Annotated in this window: 11 protein-coding genes; 7 read left to right on the top strand and 4 right to left on the bottom strand. The window is 68.4% G+C overall.

What is annotated here, in order from left to right:
* The first annotated feature begins 84 nt into the window (after positions 1–84).
* On the top strand, positions 85–3,006 hold the full coding sequence (locus FHR04_RS00250) for a hypothetical protein (RefSeq protein ID WP_139399763.1): 2,922 nt from the start codon (positions 85–87) through the stop codon (positions 3,004–3,006).
* A 515-nt stretch (positions 3,007–3,521) separates the two neighbouring features.
* Entirely contained in the window at positions 3,522–5,765 is a 2,244-nt protein-coding gene (locus FHR04_RS00245) for an AfsR/SARP family transcriptional regulator (protein WP_139399761.1), read from the top strand.
* A gap of 129 nt (positions 5,766–5,894) precedes the next feature.
* On the opposite strand, the gene FHR04_RS00240 is transcribed toward FHR04_RS00245, so the two are convergent.
* The 4 genes from FHR04_RS00240 to FHR04_RS00225 are packed head-to-tail and all read right to left on the bottom strand — an operon-like array spanning position 5,895 to position 10,533.
* Entirely contained in the window at positions 5,895–7,040 is a 1,146-nt protein-coding gene (locus FHR04_RS00240) for a thiolase family protein (RefSeq protein ID WP_139399759.1), read from the bottom strand.
* Entirely contained in the window at positions 7,037–8,623 is a 1,587-nt protein-coding gene (locus FHR04_RS00235) for a fatty acyl-CoA synthetase (RefSeq protein WP_139399757.1), read from the bottom strand. Before FHR04_RS00235 ends, FHR04_RS00240 begins: the two co-directional genes overlap by 4 nt.
* Entirely contained in the window at positions 8,620–9,381 is a 762-nt protein-coding gene (locus tag FHR04_RS00230) for a 3-hydroxyacyl-CoA dehydrogenase (RefSeq protein WP_139399755.1), read from the bottom strand. Before FHR04_RS00230 ends, FHR04_RS00235 begins: the two co-directional genes overlap by 4 nt.
* A 30-nt stretch (positions 9,382–9,411) precedes the next feature.
* Positions 9,412–10,533: an acyl-CoA dehydrogenase family protein gene (locus FHR04_RS00225; protein ID WP_211344154.1), complete on the bottom strand. Its 1,122-nt coding sequence runs from the start codon at positions 10,531–10,533 to the stop codon at positions 9,412–9,414.
* A gap of 261 nt (positions 10,534–10,794) precedes the next feature.
* On the opposite strand from FHR04_RS00225, the gene FHR04_RS00220 reads away from it, so the two are divergent.
* The 5 genes from FHR04_RS00220 to FHR04_RS00200 all read left to right on the top strand — a co-directional run bounded on the left by FHR04_RS00220 (position 10,795) and on the right by FHR04_RS00200 (position 18,239).
* Positions 10,795–11,544, top strand: coding sequence for a FadR/GntR family transcriptional regulator (locus tag FHR04_RS00220; protein WP_139399751.1), 750 nt, complete (start codon positions 10,795–10,797; stop codon positions 11,542–11,544).
* 683 nt (positions 11,545–12,227) lie between these two features.
* Entirely contained in the window at positions 12,228–12,869 is a 642-nt protein-coding gene (locus FHR04_RS00215) for an HD-GYP domain-containing protein (RefSeq protein ID WP_139399749.1), read from the top strand.
* Between the two features lie 180 nt (positions 12,870–13,049).
* On the top strand, positions 13,050–14,984 hold the full coding sequence (locus FHR04_RS00210) for a putative bifunctional diguanylate cyclase/phosphodiesterase (RefSeq protein WP_139399747.1): 1,935 nt from the start codon (positions 13,050–13,052) through the stop codon (positions 14,982–14,984).
* Between the two features lie 106 nt (positions 14,985–15,090).
* Positions 15,091–15,975: a hypothetical protein gene (locus FHR04_RS00205; RefSeq protein ID WP_139399745.1), complete on the top strand. Its 885-nt coding sequence runs from the start codon at positions 15,091–15,093 to the stop codon at positions 15,973–15,975.
* A 221-nt stretch (positions 15,976–16,196) separates the two neighbouring features.
* A complete protein-coding gene (locus FHR04_RS00200; RefSeq protein WP_139399743.1) occupies positions 16,197–18,239 on the top strand; it encodes a prolyl oligopeptidase family serine peptidase in 2,043 nt (680 codons plus the stop codon).
* Positions 18,240–18,254: the final 15 nt, after the last annotated feature.

The following is an 18,254-nucleotide window of genomic DNA, read 5'->3' as shown; positions in this document are numbered from 1 at the left end:
CTGCCATCGCTGACTGCTGCGGCGCAGGGCAGCGGACCGAGTGTGACGGCCCCAGTTGCCCGCGAGGGGAAGCCAGGCGGCTATGTGACATTGACCTTCCAGGCCCAGGGTCAGGGCGACTACGAGTTGCAGGTAGACAGCCCGCCTGAGTGGGTGCCGGTCACGCGGACGCGCACAGTGAAACTAAATGGCAACACTTTGATTCCGGTGACCTTCCAGGTTCCGGCGTTGGCACCAGCCGGGGACTCGCCCCCGCTGGTGCTGCGTATCTTACAGGGCGGCAAGGAAGTGGCCCGCGCCCAGACCCAAGTACGTGTCCTGCCGCGTGCGCGCGTATCGCTGCGGAGTCCCGAGATCCTGAGCGGGACGCCGGGGCAGACCCTGACGGTGCCACTGGAGATCACCAATCTAGGCAACCAGACCGACACCATCCGGCTGGAGATCACCAACGTGGACCGCCGCCCGCAACTTGATACCAGCGAGGTTGCGCTGAAGCCCGGCGAGTCGCGAAGCGTCAACGCCACCCTGAAACTCGACCGGGTTTCGGAGGGGTATCTCTACATCCTCTTCTTCGAGACGACTTCAACCAACAATCCGGAAATCAGTGCACGCGCGCGCACCAACATTGTGTACACCTCGGTGGCCGGGCGCAGCGGAAACGCCATCCGTGGTCCACGCCTGACCTTCAGTGTCCGGGCCGCACTGGATGCGGACATGGATTGGTCTCCATCAGGCCGCAGCACATCGCTGAGGTACAGCCTACAGCCCACCGTTGGCGGCCAGCTGTCCGATTACGTGGAGGGAAACCTGCGGATCTCTGGATTGGATGGCAGCCTAGTCCGGCCACTGCCAGACAATCCGACCTTCGGCGTGCAACTCGACGGTGGACGTTGGACCGCTGATCTGGACGGAGGAAGAGACGGCTTCGGGGTCCGCGGAACGCTCGATAAAGGCGTCTGGAAACTCCGCTCACAGGCCCGCTACAGTCGGCTAGTGGCCGGGCAAATCTACAATGTCGGGGTGGGGGCGACCACCCAGGTGGCGGGCGGTCCTGTGGATGTGGAGGCCGCGACCATCGTGGTTCGTCAGGGCGGGGAGACACAGCGCACCGACACTGTGGGCATCCGCTACGGTCGCCGCCTGAATCCCAATCTGGTCATGAATGTGGGATTGGCAGGCGTAGGCTTTAGCGCAGCGGGGCGGTATCAGGGCGATGTATTCGTTACCGAGGAACTAAGCTACGTGACCAACGCCCTCGACGTAACCCAGACGTACAGCGGCAGCCTGTCGGGCATCCACACCCTGGGCGTCTCAGGGGGATTGAATGGTATCCAACCCTTCGGGGTCCGGGCGGCGGCCTCGCTGCAGCGGCAACCGGGGGGGCTAACCTGGTCCGCGTCCGGACTAGGCCTGTACAACGGCCCCGGAGGCTTCGGGGCCAACGTGTCGGGCCGCATCCAAGGAGGTACCCTGCCCAGCCGCCGCACGCAGTGGCAGGCCACAGCAGGAGTGAGCTCGCCCTATTTAAGGGTGCGGGGGGCAGTGCTATCAGGCTCAGCAGCCTATACGGTTGCCAGCGACGACGACACGCCCGGTGCACTGGCGCACACGGTCCAGGGTAATGCCGCGCTCAGCGCCAGTGCCCTGAGCGCCAACACCCTGGTCAAATGGGACCGCAATCCAGCGCCAGCGGGCGGAAGCCAGGACAATGTGTACCTGGCACTAACTGGCGCGTACGTGTGGAAGAGCAACACCTTTGCAGCGCTGTACAGCTTCGAGCGCCGCAGCGGAGCGGTGCAGGGCGCACCTGTGGGCAGCCCGCAGGACCCCAGCATCACCCAGACTCTGGGACTGAGTTGGGAACGCGCGTGGACGGACCGCATTGATACCCGGCTGGATTTCAACCACGCCGAGATCTGGACTGGCACCGAGCGCCGCAGGCCGGAGCAGGCCGCGCTGACCTTCGGCGTCCGGGACGTGGGCCTGCCTGGAATCAGCGTGAGCGCCGGCTACCGGGTGATCGCGCCCAACAGCCTGCTGGCCGGCTCCCTGACCCAAGGGGTCCGGGTGGGCGTGTCCTATGACTTTAACCGGGTAATCGCCACCCCCGACTTCCTGGTGAAAACCTTCGGGGGCCGCCGGGGCGGCGAGGTGCGAGGCATGCTGTATCGGGACACTAACCTGAACGGCAAGCGCGACGACGGCGAGGCGGGACTGTCCGGCGTCACCGTGCGGGTGGATACAGCCACCGCCGTTTCCGACGCGCAGGGCCGCTACAGTGTACGCGCGCCGGTGGGCGGCTTCCCGCTGACCTTCCCGAGCGGGCTGCCGGCCACGGTAGAAGCGCTAGATCCACCGAACGTCACCGTGATCGAGAATGGCCGCGTGGAGCAGGACGTGGCCTTCGCGCCGGTGGGCAATCTGGAAGTGCTGGTGTTCGACGACACCAACCGCAACGGCACCCCCGATCCGGGTGAGCTGCCCATACCGTACGCGGGCGTATCGCTGTCGGGTCCAGCCGTACGTGCTGTGCAGGCCGACAGCCGCGGGTACGCCCGGCTGGGCACGTTGCCGCCGGGGGTGTACACCGTGGCCCTCAACCCCGCCAGCCTGCCCGAGGACTACGTCCCGACCACTGAAGTTCAGCGCACCGAGCTGAAGATCGGCGAGCGCCTGCCTGCCCTTGCACTGGGCGCGGCACGGCCGCCCCGACAGGCCGTCACGACGTACACCGGCGGCGCACTGGCCGTACTGGGCCGCCTGTCGTCCGGCCCCAGCGCGCCAGGAGACAAGGTCGAATTGACCGTCCAGACGCAGGGCGCCCGTACCCTCAGCGTGGAGGTGCTGGGCCAGACCCTCAGCCCGGTCCTGGAGAGCAACCGTGCCTCGCTGGAGTTCACAGTGCCGGCCGGCACGGCCCCCGGAACCTACGACGTCAAGGTCACGGCAACCGGCGACGGCGGCAGTAAGGTTCTGATTCTCAAGCTGCTGGTGGTGGCACGCTGAACATGGTGGCCTGAACACAACCAGCAACCCTGTTGCCCTTCACTTCCGATCGGCGCCGCCTCCAGGTGGCGCCGATGTCCTGTGTCGTGCGGCAGGACTTGACCTCTCGTCAGCACTCAACACGAGAACAAAGACAGCCCCTGACCCGCTGAGCCTCGACCTGAAGTCCGGAGCGTTACTGGCCCGCGGGCGTCACGCACCGACATTAACGCTGCGGACCTCGCCAGTGGAATGGCCCGGCAGTGCCGACGAGTCCGTGCTGCCTGGCCATTTCTGCATGCGGCACACAGAACAACATGCTATGTTAATGACCTCACAACAGCATTAACGTTGCGGCGGCGGTCGCTGTAGCGTAGCGATCCGGTTTCAAGTCACCCATCAGTGCCTTCATGCATTACCACACAACCGCAGCGAATGACGGCCGCGAGCAGGTCGCCAGGCGAAATGGCCCACAAGAAGACGGAGCGGCACGCCTGGTCACCGCCGCGCCCAGCATTGGAGACCCAGGGGGAGCCATGCTTACCATGCATCTGCTAGGTCATGTCCACGCCAGCCGCGGGAAACAGCCCCTGCAGCTGTCCAGCAAGTCGGTGGCGCTGCTGAGTTACCTGACGCTCGAAGGCCGCCCCTATCACCGCGAACATCTGGCCGGACTGCTGTGGGAGACCCCGGACGCGCTGAGAAACCTGCGGGTGGAACTGACCCGGCTCAAGAGCCGGGGGGTGGATCCCTTTCCGGCCAGACAACCGATGCTGTCGCTCAGTTGTCCCACCGATCTGGATGACTGGCTGGCGGCTCCACATCCTGCTCAGGAACGTGACCTGATCGGCTGGCTCTCGCACCTGCACGGCCCGGCCCTGAGCGGATTGGAGGATCTGGGCACCCCGGACTTTCAGGCGTGGGTGGATCAGCAGCGTCAACTGATCCACGACCGCATCGAGGAGCGGCTGCGGCTCGTCCTGTCACGGTACGAACAGCAGGGTCAGGAGGCCTGCGCCGCACTGGTTCGGGCCCGCGCCGACCTGCTGGGGCTGGAACTTGGCGGACACCGGCCGCCCGTTGATGAGGCGGTTCAGACCTTCGAGTGGCCCATCCAGGAAGAGCAGTTCCGGCGGGTGCTGATCCAGGGCAAAGACGGCCCGCAACTGGTCGCATTGCAGGGCTTCAGCGAGACCCGGCGTAATCTGCTGCGCCGGGTGGTCCAGAACACGCCCTGGACCGCCGTACAGCTTCAGACGACCGGACGGCAATCTCTACTGCTCGCGGCCCTGACCCAGCACCTGTGGCAGCTTCTGCCCGCCGACCAGCGCACACCGCTGAACTCCAACCATGGTCACAATCCCGAAGCCGAACTGATCGAATTCGGGCAATTGATGGTCACGCTGGGCAAGCCGCTGCTGATCGCCTTTCACGACCTGCCGCATCCAGCTCAATGGCCCGACTGGCTGGGTCCCATGCTGGGCTTTCTTCTGGACCTGCCCGTGCCGCTGGTGGTGGTGGTCAGCACCATCTCAGCTGGAGTCGCTCGGGCGCTGCGGCCCGCGCTCGGCCAGTTCGCCGGACCCCGCCTGCATGCCCTGACCTTACCGCCCATCAGCGTGCAGAACGTGCTGCACATTCTGGAGCAGCAGATTACAGAGCCGAACCAGGGTGCGGCGACCGCCAATACGCGCCGCGTCCGCGCCGCACAGGTGGTGCAGCGTTCGGAGGGCATCCCCATGTACGTGCGGGCGCTACTGACCGAGCATGACGGATCACTGAACGGCGGCGCCCGGCTGCCGGTGGCGGTGCGTGACCGGCTGCTGGCCCATCTGTCCAGCTTTTCTGGCCCTCTGCGCGAACAGTTTGCAAGGCTGGCGCAGATCTACGGACGATTTGACCCAGCGCTGGCGGGTACCCTGCTGGGCGACGCTGCCCCAGAGGTTCTGCGGCAGGGTCTCCTGGGCGGCCTGCTGGTTCCGGCAGGAGCCGCTGAACGGCTGACGCTGCCGCAGCTGACCCACCGCATCAGCGACACCGAAGACCACCTGACCTTCGCCAGCGAGGTGCTGCGCAGCGCCCTGGCCTCCTCGCTGCCCCCGTCCGAACGCCACGACGTCCGCGCCAGTCTGGCGGCCACACTGCTGCCGTGTCGGCCGGCTTTGAGCCTGATCTACGCCGCTCGCGCCGGCCTGCCTGAATTGCTCGAGGCGGCGCAGGGCGCCCTGGGCGACGCGCCGCTCCCTTGTCAGCGCCACGCCTGCACGCAGCTGGTCGGTGAACCCGAATCTCTTCCACACGCCCGCCATGAGGTCCGCACCCCCGGCGGCTACCGGGTGGCGCTTGAAGGCGGATTTCTGGAGGTGCTGCGGCGAGGGCCCCCTGGTCCGCCACCGCTGCTGACCCTGCCGCTGCCCGGCCAGGGCACAGGTCACTGGACGTTGACCGCACGGGTGGATGTGGCCAGTCCTGCACAACCTGACGCGTCGGTGACCCCCTTTCTGCTGGGGGTGCAGGCCGGCGCAGGGCCACGTCTGGTCTATGCGACGGGGCCGGTTCCAGATCAGGACGTCGATGGTGTGGCGCAGCGCTGCGGAGGAGTGTTGCCCCTGGGCCACTGGTTTTCCCTGACCGGCCAGGGCGAACCGGGACTGCTGGAACTCAGCGTCCGGGCCGGTGACGTCGCCCTGACCGTGGGAGCGCTGCGGTGGGGAAACCACAGCCTGAGGGATCTGTGCCGGACGGCGTTTCTCCAGGATCCACGCGTGGTAGAGACGTGACTCATCCCGACCTGAACGCCTCGCTCTGCCAGCAAGCGAGGGCACCGTCCTGATATTGGAGCGTGAGTGAGACCGTCCTCGATATCTGCTCCCCGCACGGTCAGTCCGTTCAGCAGGACACTGCCCCTTTCAGAGGCGCTCGATGATGGTGGCCGTCGCCATCCCGTGCCCGATGCACATGGTCTGCAATCCAAGTGTGCCGCCCGTCGCCTCCAGGCCGCTGAGCATCTTGGCCATCAGCCCCGCGCCGCTGGCCCCCAACGGGTGGCCGTGGGCCACCGCGCCGCCCCAGGGGTTCACGCGGGCCGGATCGGCTTTCAGCTCGTGGGTCCACGCCAGGGCCACGCTGGCGAAAGCCTCGTTGATCTCGATCCAGTCGATGTCGGCCAGGGTCAGTCCCGCCCTGTCCAGCGCCTTGCGGGTGGCCGGGATGACCCCGGTGAGCTGCATGGTGGGATCGTCTCCCACCGCTACGCGGGCGCGGAAGCGGGCGCGTGGGCGCAGGCCGTCCGCCAGGGCCGCCTCGCGGTCCCCCACCAGCACGGCGGCGGCCCCGTCGCTGATCTGGCTGGCGTTCCCGGCGGTGACCACCCCGGCCTCGCGGAACGGCGTCTTCAGGGCCGCCATGCGCGCCGGGTCGACGTCGCCGCGGACGCCCTCGTCGTGCTGCACGGTGATGGCCTTTCCGCCCGCGTCCAGCCCAGGCGCGGGCAGCAGCTCGGCGTGCCGCCCGCGCGACGCGGCGGCCCGGCGGTGGCTCTCGGCGGCGAAGGCGTCGAGCATCTCGCGGGTCAGACCCCATTTGTCGGCGATGCGCTCGGCGCTCTCGCCCTGGTGGATCAGATCGACGGCTGAAAGCAATTCGGGGTTGAGGCGCTCGAAGCCGCCGCCGATGTCGCTGAACATCGGCACGCGGGTCATGCTCTCGACGCCGCCGCCGATGGCGTAGGTCAGGTCCCCGGCGTCCACGCCCTGCGACGCGAAATGCACCGCCTGCTGCCCGCTGCCGCACATGCGGTTCAGGCTGACGGCCGGCACCTCGGCGGGAAATCCGGCCAGCAGGACCGCCAGCCGCCCGATGTTCGCGCCCTGCTCGCCGGTCTGGGTCACGGCCCCGGTGATCACGTCCTCGATTTTGCCCGCCTCCAGGCCCGCGCGCTCCAGCAGCCCTTTCAGCGTGAAGGCCAGCAGGGCGTCGGGGCGCACCTCGCGGTAGACCCCGCCCCGCTTGCCGTAGGGGGTACGAACCGCTTCCAGAATGACCGCTTCTCTCATGGGTTCTCCTCGTCGTTCTGAGCTGTGTCGGGGCGCGGCGCGAACCGTTCGCGCAGCTCCCGTTTCAGGATCTTGCCCGCCGTGTTGCGGGGCAATTCCCCCACGAAATGGATGTGTTTGGGCACCTTGAAGGGGGCCAGGCCAGCGCGGGCGTGGGCGCGCAGCTCCTCACCCGTCGCGGTGGCCCCGGCCCGCAGCACCACCACGGCGGTCACGGCCTCGATCCAGGCGTCGTCGGGCAGCGCGATCACGGCCACTTCCGAGACGGCGGGGTGGGTGAACAGCGCCTCCTCCACCTCGCGGCCCGCCACCAGCACGCCGCCGGTGTTGATCACGTCCTTGACGCGGTCCACCACGTACAGGTAGCCCGCGTCGTCCAGGTAGCCCAGATCGCCGGAATGGAACCACCCTCCGTCAAAAGCGGCCTGCGTTTCCTCCGGCTTGTCCCAGTAGCCGGTCAGCAGTTGCGGGGAGCGGTGGACGATCTCGCCGGGCTCGCCAGGAGCGGTGTTCTGCATCTCAGGCGTGACCACGCGGCTCTGCACGTTCAGCACGGGCCGTCCGGCAGAGGCGGGACGCTCGCGGTGTTCTTCCGGCCTCAGGACCGTGGCGAGGGGACCGAGTTCGCTCTGGCCGTAGCAGTTGTAGAAGCCCGCGTGAGGCAACGCCTCCATGATTTCGTGCAAAACCGGGGTAGGCATGATGGACGCGCCGTAGTACAGCTTTTTCAGGCGGCCCAGATCACGGGTGCGGAATTCGGGGTGCCGCAGCAGGCCCACCCACACGGTCGGCGGCGCAAAAAAGGAGGTGATGCCCTGGCCTTCGAGCAGCGGCAGCACCGTGTCAGGCGTGGGCGAGGCGATCAGGTGGCAGGTGGCCCCCGCCAGCAGGCCCGGCATCAGAAACACGTGCATCTGCGCCGAGTGGTACAGCGGCAGGGCGGCCAGCGCCACGTCGTCCCGCGACAGGTCGAGGTCATGCAGGCAGCTCAGGTAATGGGCGTGCAGCGCGGCGTGCGTCATCATCGCGCCCTTGGGCAGCGCCGTGGTGCCGGAGGTATACAGCAACTGGGCGAGATCCTCGCCGCTCAGTTCAACGTCGGGCAGCGAGAGGTTCAGGCGCTCGTCCTGCGCCCACGTGAGGACGTCGCCCTCCTGACCGCCGTGGAAGGTGCCCCGCAGTTTCAACGGATTGGCAAGTGCCTCTTCCAGATGCGGCAGCAGGGCGGGATCGGTGAAGGCGGCGACGGCACCCGACTGTTCGGCCAGATAGCTCAGTTCGCTGCGGCGCAGGGCGTAATTCACAGGCACGTGAACCAGCCCGGCGCGGGCGCAGGCCAGCCACAGCAGGACGTAGGCGTCGCTGTTCTGACCGAAGGCCAGCACCCGATCCCCCTTGATGAGGCCCGCCGCCAGCAGCGCGTGCGCCACCCGGTTGGCCCCCTCCTCCAGCGCGGCGTAGCTCCATGACCGCCCGGCGAAGGTCAGGGCCAGCGCGTCCGGCTGGCGGCGCACCGAGCGGTGTAGGGCATCGGCCAGGGTGTCGCGCCGTGCCCGGCCCAGCAGGGTGGGATGGGCGCTCACCGGGGAGCCATCCTGATCGCGCCGTCCAGCCGGATGGTCTCGCCGTTGAGCATCCCATTTTCGAAGATGTGCCGCACCAGCGCGGCGTACTCGTCGGCGCGGCCCAGACGGCTGGGAAACGGCACCTGCTGGCCCAGCGAGTCCTGGGCCTCCTGCGGCAGCCCCTGCAGCATCGGCGTTTCGAAGATGCCGGGGGCCACCGTCACCACGCGGATGCCGCTGCGGGCCAGATCACGCGCGATGGGCAACGTCATGCCCACCACTCCGCCCTTGCTGGCCGCGTATGCAGCCTGCCCGATCTGACCGTCGTAGGCGGCGACGGAAGCGGTGTTGACGATCACGCCGCGCTCGCCCGAGTCACCGGGTTCGTTGTCCAGCATGGCCTGGGCCGCCAGGCGGATCACGTTGAAGGTGCCGATCAGGTTGACCCGCACCGTGCGCTCGAAGACGTCCAGCGGGTGCGGGCCGCGCTTGCCCGCCGTGGTGGCCGCCGGGGCGATCCCGGCGCAGCTCACCGCGCCGTGCAGGGCGCCGAAGCGCTCAAGTCCAGCGTGGAGGGCCGCCTGCACGTCCGCCTCACTCGCCACGTCCGCCCGCACGAACAGGCCGCCGAGTTCCCCGGCCAGCGCCTCGCCCGCCTCCGCATTCAGATCGAGCATCAGCGGAAAGCCGCCGGCCTGCGCCACCATCCGGGCTGTCCCGGCCCCCAGCCCGGAGGCCGCCCCCGTGATCAGCACCGTCTTGTCGTTGAGATTCATGTTCTTTCTCCCTGTTCGTGGTGTCCTGGCTTACCGCTGCAACTCGCGGGCGATCACCAGCTTCTGGATCTCGCTTGTGCCCTCGTAGATCTGCAGCACCTTGGCGTCCCGGAACAGCTTTTCCACCGGATATTCCGTCGAATACCCCATGCCGCCGAAGATCTGCACGGCCTCGGTGGCCGCCGCCATCACGCTCTCGGCGGCGAACAGCTTGGCCTGCGAGGCGGCCAGGGTGTTGCGCTGGCCGTGGTCGATCAGCCACGCGGCGCGGTAGGTCAGCAGCCGGGCGGCTTCCAGCGAGGTGGACATCTCGGCCAGCTTGGCAGCAACGAGCTGATGGCGGATGATCGGCTGCCCCATGGTCTGCCGGGTCTGCGCGTAGGCCAGACTCTCTTCCAGGCAGCGGGCGTGCACGCCCACCCCGAAGGCCGCCACCATTGGGCGGGAATGGTCAAAGGCGTCCATCGCGATGCGGAAGCCCTGACCCTCCTCCCCGATGCGCTGCGAGGCGGCAACGCGGCAACCGTCGAAGAAAACCTCGCAGGTGGGGGCGCAGCGCTGGCCCAGCTTGTCCAGCGGCTCCCCGACGCGCAGCCCCGGCGTGCCGCGCTCGACGATGAAGACGCTCAGGCCCCGGCTGCCCCCCTCACCCGTCCGGGCAAACACCACGAAGAACGAGGCGAGGTTGGCGTTGCTGATCCACGTTTTGCTGCCCGACAGGACATATTCATCGCCGTCGCGCACCGCACGGGTCTGCAGCCCGGCCACGTCGCTGCCCCCGCCCGGCTCCGTCGCAGCGTAAGAGGCCAGTTCACCCGCCACCAGTCGGGGCAGCACCCACTGCTTTTGCTCCTCGCTGCCGTGGTGGATGATGGCGTCGGCGGCCAGCGAGTTGATGCTCAGCGCCGCGCCGACGCCCACGCAGCCCCGGCACAGTTCCTCGGTGACCAGGGTCAGGGCCAGACAGCCCAGCCCCGCGCCGCCATATTCCTCCGGCACCGTCAGGTTCAGCAGCCCCAGGGCCAGCGCCTGATCATAGATGGCCTGCGGAAAGGCCTTGGCGCGGTCCAGTTCCGCCGCCTGCGGAATGATCTCGCGCCCGGCAAAGGTGCGGGCGAGTTGCTGAAGCTGACGTGCCTCGTCGTTGAGCATGAAATCCAAGAGACCCTCCCTGGGCATGTGCCTGCGGCCGGGCGCCGCTGCGTTCTGATGTGGGCGAAAGTTTGATTGAGTGTACTCAATTTACGGCGTCCGTTCAGCACGGTCCCCGCGTCGCGGCAGCAATGGACCAAAACATCGACTTCTAGCATCCATGACAGGTGATGGACTGCCCAGGGTCACGCCTCCGATGCCCTGTTGCAGCGCGGTCAGTGCAGAGCGGACCTTGCCTTTGCCCTAAACTGCGCGGACCCCATGCCCACCGACGCCCATGTTCCCCCCCCGATGCCACCCCGGTCACGGGTCAGCGACGGGGTCGCGGCCCACATCCAGCAGGAGATTCGCCGCCGCCGCCTGCAGCCTGGGGACCGCATCTGCGCCGAACGGGACCTGCAGGCGGCCACCGGGGTGAGCCGGGCCGGGGTGCGCGAGAGCCTGCGGATGCTGGAGCACGAGGGCCTGATCCGCACCAAGACCGGTCCTGGCGGCGGAATTCTGGTGGGTGAACCGGCCGCCGCTCCCCTTGGGCGCACCGTCGAGGCGTTCCGCCACCTGTCGGGCACCGGCCCCGAAACGCTGCTCGACGCGTGGTTCGAGCTGACCGTCACCTGCACGCGGCTGGCCGCAGAGCGGGCGCAGGCGCATGACCTCGTGGAGCTGCGGCGGATCGCGGACGCTTACCGGGCGCTGGATTTCGGGAGCGCGAGCTTCGACAGCGTGGCCCGGCTCAACCTCGGCTTCATCCGCCGCACCGCAGGGGCCGCCCACAACCCGATTCTGAGCCTGTTTCTGGACGCGCTGATCGACCTGATCTACTCGGCGGCGGCGGCCCGCCCGCCCAATCTGGCCCAGCGGCGGGAGCTGGTGGGGGTTCACGACGGCATCGTGCAGGCGCTGGAGAACGGCGACGCCGACGCCGCCGTGCGCCGCATGACCCGTCATCTGTTCGCCGTCCGGACGCTGCTTTCCGGCGGGAGCCAGGGCACCGCGACGGACCCGGTCTGAGCAGCCCGCCGTACCGGGGGCCCTAGTGTCACGCCCGGCCATCGAAAGCCGTGATCAGGTGACGTCGGTGACCGCACCTGGCCCCACCCTTCCCGCTCCTCCTGCCAAGGCTGTTCATAGCTTTCCCGAACGTGATTACACTGAGAATCCGTGTGCTGGCGCCGGATTCGGGGCCGCACAGCGGGATGGGTGAGGCTGCAGGTCTGCGCGGGCGCGGACGCATTCCTGTGCCCGGGCAGGCCAGTCTTTATTCAGCCCGGCTGGCAGGCCGTTGTGAGCATTTGCCTTCTACGCTGCAAGCATGCGACTCTCCCTGCCGGGTGTCCGGCTCGGCATTACCGGAAAGAAGGGGCACATGCTCCGAACTTCCGGGCCATCTGCGACGCCCCGCCCCGCTGCGGACGGGACGTTGGCACAGGCGGATTGGGGTCAGACCCGCTGGTGCAGCGCGGTCTCAGGAGACCTGTCTTCGGTCCGGGACAGGTCACATTCTTCCGGCGGCCAGGTTTTCGCCATACGGCCCTGCAGCAGAGGGCTTCTCCCAGACGCGGACCCTAACCGCTTTACACCTCGACTCTGCCCGGAGTTCACCGTTTTTGCAGACCCTGCGGTCGGAATCCGATGACACTTTTAGCCGTTCTTTTCGTGCAGCCGGCGCGTGACCAGCGCGCGTCTCCTTGAGCATGTTGGCCTGGTGGATCACTGGCCGCCTCGCCGCTCATTCTGAGGACAGCGAAGCACAGGAAGCCTGCGTGCAGGTCCTGGGGCAGATGTTGCAGGCGCGCGACCACAGCACCGGGGACCACACGGACCGCGTGACGGAACTGGCGCTGCGAATGGCCGGGGCGCTGGCGTGGTCGCCGGCCCAGACGCAGGCGTTGCGCTGGGGGGCGCTCCTGCACGACATCGGCAAGCTCACCCTGCCCGGCACCCTGCTGACCAAACCGGGGCAGCTGGCCCCTTCCGAGCGCGCGCTGCTGCGTTCGCATGTCGAGCGGGGCCTGAGTCTGGCCACGGGGCTGGAGTTCCTGCCTGACGCCGCCCTGCAAGGCATCCGGGACCACCATGAGCGCTGGGACGGTCACGGCTATCCGGCCGGCCGGGTGGCGGGCGAGATCAGCGTGGCCGGGCGGATCATTGCCCTGTGCGACGTGTACGACGCGCTGACCAGCGCGCGGCCATACAAGGCGGCCTGGACCGCGCAAGAAGCGCTGGCCAAAATCTCGGCCGGGGCGGGACGGCACTTCGACCCCGTGCTGACACCAGTGTTCGTGTCGTTGCTCCAGCACCAGAACCCGCAACCTGAATGCCGGGCACCCCGCTGAGCGCCCACAGCGCTGTCCGCGCGTGGCAAAGGGAAACTGGCCGTGACCGGAGAACCAACCCCATCGGCCCCCTGAGTCAGCGACAATCGGGCCTTCCCCAGCCACCCATTTCCCACTTGCCTTCGTCCTTGCAAAAAGTAAGGTTTGAGTCTGGCACCGCTGCGTATTATCGCCGGGACAATGACGCGTCTCGCCCGCTATTTCCTCGCCCGCTCAGCCCAGTCAGACGGCTGGCGGCTGATTCTGCTGCTGGCGATGCCGGTCGCGGCCGTTGCTTTTTTCCTGGGCGCGGTCCTCGATCCCCTGAGCGGCCAGGCCAATGCTTTCGACCGGCTGGCCTACCCCGCCCTCACCAGCGGGCTGCTGATTCTGGAACTGGTGCTGTGGCGCAGGCCGCGCCTCACCGACCGGGTGGTCACGGCCCTGGTGCTGCTGTCCTGCGGGTTTTTCCTGAGCAAGCTGATCTATCTGCTGTATTTCCTGCCGCCCGGCCCCTCCATCCAGGTGGAAATGACCGAATCGTTTTTCTGGATTCCGGCGGTCTACGTGCTGTCGCTGTTCATCCCCAGCCTGAAGGCGGCGCGCAGCTTCACCTTCGCTTTCTTCGCGGCCATGGTGCTGTGCAGCGTCGGCTACGCCGCGCTGAACGGCTGGACCGCGCAGTCCGGCGGCGTGCTGTTCGCGCTGATCGAGATGCTGCTCGCCAACCTCACGCTGCTGACGCTGACCCAGGCGTTCATCGGGTACAAGGACCGCCTCTCCAGCGTCCAGGCGCGGGCACAGACACTGCAGCGCCTGGTGCATACGGACCTGCTGACCGGCCTGCCCAGCCGCCTGCGTCTGGAACGGGAACTGGGCGAGGCCGTGGACCGCGGCGAGCCCTTCACGCTGCTGTTTATCGACGTGGACGGCTTCAAGATGGTCAACGACACCCTGGGGCACAGCGCCGGCGATGAGGTGCTGCGCGACCTGGCTGGGCGGGTGCAGGCGGTCCTCAAGCCGCGAGATCTGGCGGCCCGCATTGGCGGGGACGAGTTCGTGGTGATCGTCCGGGACACGCCGCCCGCCTGGGCGCCCGCCCTGGCCCAGCAGCTGCTGGCGGGACTGGCCCTGCCCTTCCTGGTGTGCGGCCAGCAGATCCAGCTCAGTGCCAGCATCGGGATCAGCGTCTATCCCGACGACAGCCAGGACGCCGAGACCCTGCTCAGGCACGCGGACGCCGCGATGTACCAGATCAAGAAGGCGGGCCGCAACGGGATCCGGCGCTTCGACGCGGCGCTCGACGCCGAGCTGGAACGCACCATTCTGCTGACCCGCGAATTCCAGTTCGCCCTGAGCAGAGACCAGTTGTCGCTGGTCTATCAGCCCATCTACGACCTGAAGACCGGAGAGATGAGCAAGATTGAGGCGCTGGTGCGCTGGAGTCACCCCGAGTTCGGGGCCATCTCGCCGGGCGTCTTTATCCCCATCGCCGAGACTAGCGGGCAGATCATGGCGGTGGGCCGCTGGGTGCTGGAGCAGGCCTGCTTTCAGGCGCGGCACTGGCGCGAGAACCACGGCTGGGCCGGAAAGATCACGGTCAATGTCTCGCCGGTGCAGTTCGCGCAGCCCACGTTCGTCGACGAGGTCAAGCAGACCCTGCTGCTCAGCGGCCTGCCGGCCCACCGGCTGGAACTCGAACTGACCGAGGGCGCGGTGATCCACAGTCCCACTCTGGTGCAGACGGCCCTGCGGGGCCTGCAGCGGCTGGGGGTGGAGATCGCCATCGACGACTTCGGCACCGGCTACTCCTCGCTGGCCTATCTGCGCGACCTGCCCATCGGGTGCATCAAAATTGACCGCTCGTTTATCGAGGACCTGGCCTCCCCGCGCCGCGCGCCGCAGTACGCCGTGGCGCTGATCACGGCCATTGTGGGCATCGCGCGCACCCTGGACCTGCAGGTGGTGGCCGAGGGCGTCGAGACGCAGGAGCAGGTGGACGCTGTGCGCGGCCTGGGCTGCGACTTCGCGCAGGGCTACTTTTTTGCCCGGCCGCTGGACGCCGCACGCCTGGAAGCCCTGCTGGATTCGGGCCAGCCGGACCTGAACGCGGGCTGGCACCAGCGCCTGAACTAGGACCGGCCAGGCGGGCCGCGCCGCAATGCGAAGATTTGCGGTTCGTTGGGCCGGGTGGACACAGTACCCTGAAACACCCAGTTCAACCGACATTTCCGGAGGTTCCATGGTCCCCAGTGCCAGTCCAGTACTCTGCCGCCCCACCAGTCCCCGTCTCGACGCCCACGATCTGCTGGGCCGCATCTGTGTTCGCCCCCCCTACTTTGCGCTGGACGCGCTGCGCCGCGAGGACCAGGACCTGCTGGCCGAGGTTCAGGCGGAGCTGCCCCCCAGTGCGGAACTCGGCCCCATTCAGGGCGCGGAACTGAGCCGGCACGCCGCCATCGCGGGCCTGTGTGCGGCGGCCCTCGCACAGCCTGACGATCAGCGCCGCTATTACCTCGCGCAGCGCGCCGCCTACCAGGGCTTTGCCAGCCACGCGCCCTACGGCGCCCGGATCACGCTGCGCGCCGGCCTGCTGGACCTGACCCGGCGGGAGGCCACGGCCCGCATCCAGGCGTCCGCCGCGGGGCAGCCGCTGGCCGAGGTCGAGGTGCAGTACACCATCCTGACCGACAACGCCTTTGCCCGGCTGTTCCGCTCACGCGAGCGGCCCGACTTCGTGGGGCAGCCCCTGGACCGGATGCCGCCGCTGCCGGCCGGCGAGCTGTCGCTGGAGGACGGGACCTGGACCCGGCACATCGCCGAGGTGCCGGCCGCCGCGTGTGCCGGTCATTTCGAGCGCTACCCCGCCATGCCGGTGGCCATCCTGATGGGCCAGCTCTCGCAGCTCGCCGGCCTGAGCCTGGGCGAGGGTGCGCCGTTCTGGATTCCGCAGGCCAGCGTCGAGGCGCATGATTTCTGCTGGGCCGGCGAGTCGGTGACCTTTGGGGCGCGGGCCACCGCCCAGGAGGGGGAGCGTCACCTCTTCGCGTGTCAGGCCGTCGCCTCGGAGCGGACGGTGGGCCGGATGCAGCTGACCCTGCAGCGGCCCGCCGATCATCGCCCGTAGCACGGAGGAGCGGGGCGGGCCACTGGCCGCCGTCATCCGGACGCGGGAACCATCACAGCGCACCGTCCAGAAGGCAGATTCAGGGCCGCAGCGGCGCGGCGGTGACGGCTTGCCGGGCAGTCCCGCGAGCCTGAGCTTTCCTGTCACGGCCGCCGGAAAGCTCAGCCCCACATGAAGCGTTCGCTCTTTCGGGGAGGAGGGCACCGGCACTAGGCTGACGCATGGCCCTGCCCCCCTCTCCGACACCTCCCGCCGTTCGCCGCAGCGGCCACACCGACACCTACCACGGTCAGGTGGTGGGCGATCCCTACCGCTGGCTGGAAGACGCCGACAGCCCCGAGACGCAGGCCTTCGTCGAGGCCCAGAACGCCCACACCCGCAGGGTGCTGGACGCCCTGCCGCAGCGCGAACAAATGCTGGAGCGGCTGGCCGAGCTGTGGGATTTTCCCCGGCGCAGCGCGGTGTGGCAGGAGGGCGAGGTGTTTTTTCAGCTTCGCAACAGCGGCCTGCAGGACCAGTTCGTGCTGTACGTCATGGCCTCGCCCACCGACGAGGGCCGCGTGCTGCTCGATCCCAACGCGCTGTCGGACGACGGCACCGTCTCATTGAGCGGGCTGGCGGTCAGCCGCGACGCGTCGCGAGTGGCCTACGCCGTGTCGAGGGGCGGCAGCGACTGGCAGGAATGGCGGGTGCGCGACGTCGCCAGCGGTCTGGACCTGCCCGACGTCCTGCCCGACAGCAAGTTTAGCGGGGCCAGCTGGTTGCCTGACGGCCGCGGCTTCTATTACGCCCGCTACGACCGCCCCGACGACGGGCAGCGTCTGAGCGGGGCAAACCTCAACCAGCGTCTGTGGCTGCATCGCCTGGGCACCGGCCAGGACGCCGACGAACTGGTTCTGGAGCGGCCCGATCAGCCCGAATGGGGCTTCGGCGCCGCCGTCACCGACGACGGGCAGTGGCTGGTCGTCAACGTCTGGAAGGGCACCGCCCGCCAGAACCTGATCTGGGTGCGTCCGCTGGGCGAGGGCGGCGCGTTTCAGGAGGTGGTGGCCGAATTCGGGGCCAGCTTCCAGTTCGTCGGCAACGACGGGCCGCGGCTGTACTTTCTGACCGATCAGGACGCGCCGCTGGGCCGCCTGATCTCGCACCATCTGGAAACCGGCGAGCGTCAGGACATCGTGCCCGAGGGTCAGCACCGCCTGCTGGGCGCCACGCTGGTGGCGGGCGGCTTCGTGCTGCACACCCTGGAAGACGCGTCGAGCCGACTGACGCTGGTGGACCGGCACGGCCAGCACGCCCGCCTGGTCGCGTTGCCGGGGCTGGGCACGGTGGACGCCCTGAACGGGCACCCTGACCGCCACGAGGTCTTCCTCACCTTCACCAGTTATCTGTCCCCGGCCGCCGGGTATCGGCTCGACGCGGTGGACGGAACCCTGACCCCGCTGTGGACGCCGGAACTGGCCGTGAACCTCGGCGATTACGAGGTCCGCCAGGAGTTCGCCGCCAGCGCGGACGGCACGCGGGTGCCGCTGTTCATCGTGGCGCGGCGGGACCTGCCCCTGGACGGCTCGCATCCCACACTGCTGTACGGCTACGGCGGCTTCGACGTCAGCCTGACCCCGGCTTTCGACGTCTCGCGGCTGGCCTGGCTGGAGGCGGGCGGGGTGCTGGCGGTGGCCAACCTGCGCGGGGGCGGCGAGTACGGCGAGCGCTGGCACCAGGCGGGAACGCGGGCGAACAAGCAGAACGTGTTCGACGATTTCGCCGCCTGCGCGCGGTTTCTGGTTACGCGCGGCTACACCTCGCCGCCGCACCTGGGCATCGAGGGCGGCAGCAACGGCGGCCTGCTGGTCGGCGCCACGCTGACCCAGCACCCCGAACTGATCGGCGCGGCGGTGGCGCACGTCGGCGTGATGGACATGCTGCGCTTCCAGCACTTCACCATCGGCTGGGCCTGGGTCAGCGACTATGGCAGCAGCGACGACGCGCAGGATTTCGACGTGCTGCGCGCCTACAGCCCGCTGCACAACCTGAGTCCGCAGGCCTATCCGCCCACGCTGCTGACCACCGGGGACCACGACGACCGGGTGGTCCCGGCCCACAGCTACAAGTTCGCCGCCGAGATGCAGCGCGCTCAGGCCGGCGAGGCTCCGGTGTTGCTGCGCGTGCAGACGCTGGCCGGGCACGGCGCGGGCAAGCCCACCCGCCTGATCTTGCAGGAAAAGGCCGACGTGTACGCCTTCCTGCTGGCGGCACTGGGCTAGGTGGCGCGCTGGGCT

Origin of the sequence: Deinococcus radiopugnans ATCC 19172 (assembly GCF_006335125.1) — a bacterium.
GTDB lineage: Bacteria > Deinococcota > Deinococci > Deinococcales > Deinococcaceae > Deinococcus > Deinococcus radiopugnans.
The sequence above is the reverse complement of the archived record's forward strand: the minus strand, read 5'-3'. Positions and strand labels throughout refer to the sequence as shown.

What these genes read in the sequence shown, in the direction of transcription:
- FHR04_RS00245 (WP_139399761.1), top strand. Translation starts at nt 3,522, where the DNA reads ATGCTTACCATGCATCTGCTAGGTCATGTCCACGCCAGCCGCGGGAAA.
- FHR04_RS00240 (WP_139399759.1), bottom strand. Translation starts at nt 7,040, where the DNA reads ATGAGAGAAGCGGTCATTCTGGAAGCGGTTCGTACCCCCTACGGCAAG.
- FHR04_RS00230 (WP_139399755.1), bottom strand. Translation starts at nt 9,381, where the DNA reads ATGAATCTCAACGACAAGACGGTGCTGATCACGGGGGCGGCCTCCGGG.
- FHR04_RS00225 (WP_211344154.1), bottom strand. Translation starts at nt 10,533, where the DNA reads ATGCTCAACGACGAGGCACGTCAGCTTCAGCAACTCGCCCGCACCTTT.
- FHR04_RS00220 (WP_139399751.1), top strand. Translation starts at nt 10,795, where the DNA reads ATGCCCACCGACGCCCATGTTCCCCCCCCGATGCCACCCCGGTCACGG.
- FHR04_RS00215 (WP_139399749.1), top strand. Translation starts at nt 12,228, where the DNA reads ATGTTGGCCTGGTGGATCACTGGCCGCCTCGCCGCTCATTCTGAGGAC.
- FHR04_RS00210 (WP_139399747.1), top strand. Translation starts at nt 13,050, where the DNA reads ATGACGCGTCTCGCCCGCTATTTCCTCGCCCGCTCAGCCCAGTCAGAC.
- FHR04_RS00205 (WP_139399745.1), top strand. Translation starts at nt 15,091, where the DNA reads ATGGTCCCCAGTGCCAGTCCAGTACTCTGCCGCCCCACCAGTCCCCGT.
- FHR04_RS00200 (WP_139399743.1), top strand. Translation starts at nt 16,197, where the DNA reads ATGGCCCTGCCCCCCTCTCCGACACCTCCCGCCGTTCGCCGCAGCGGC.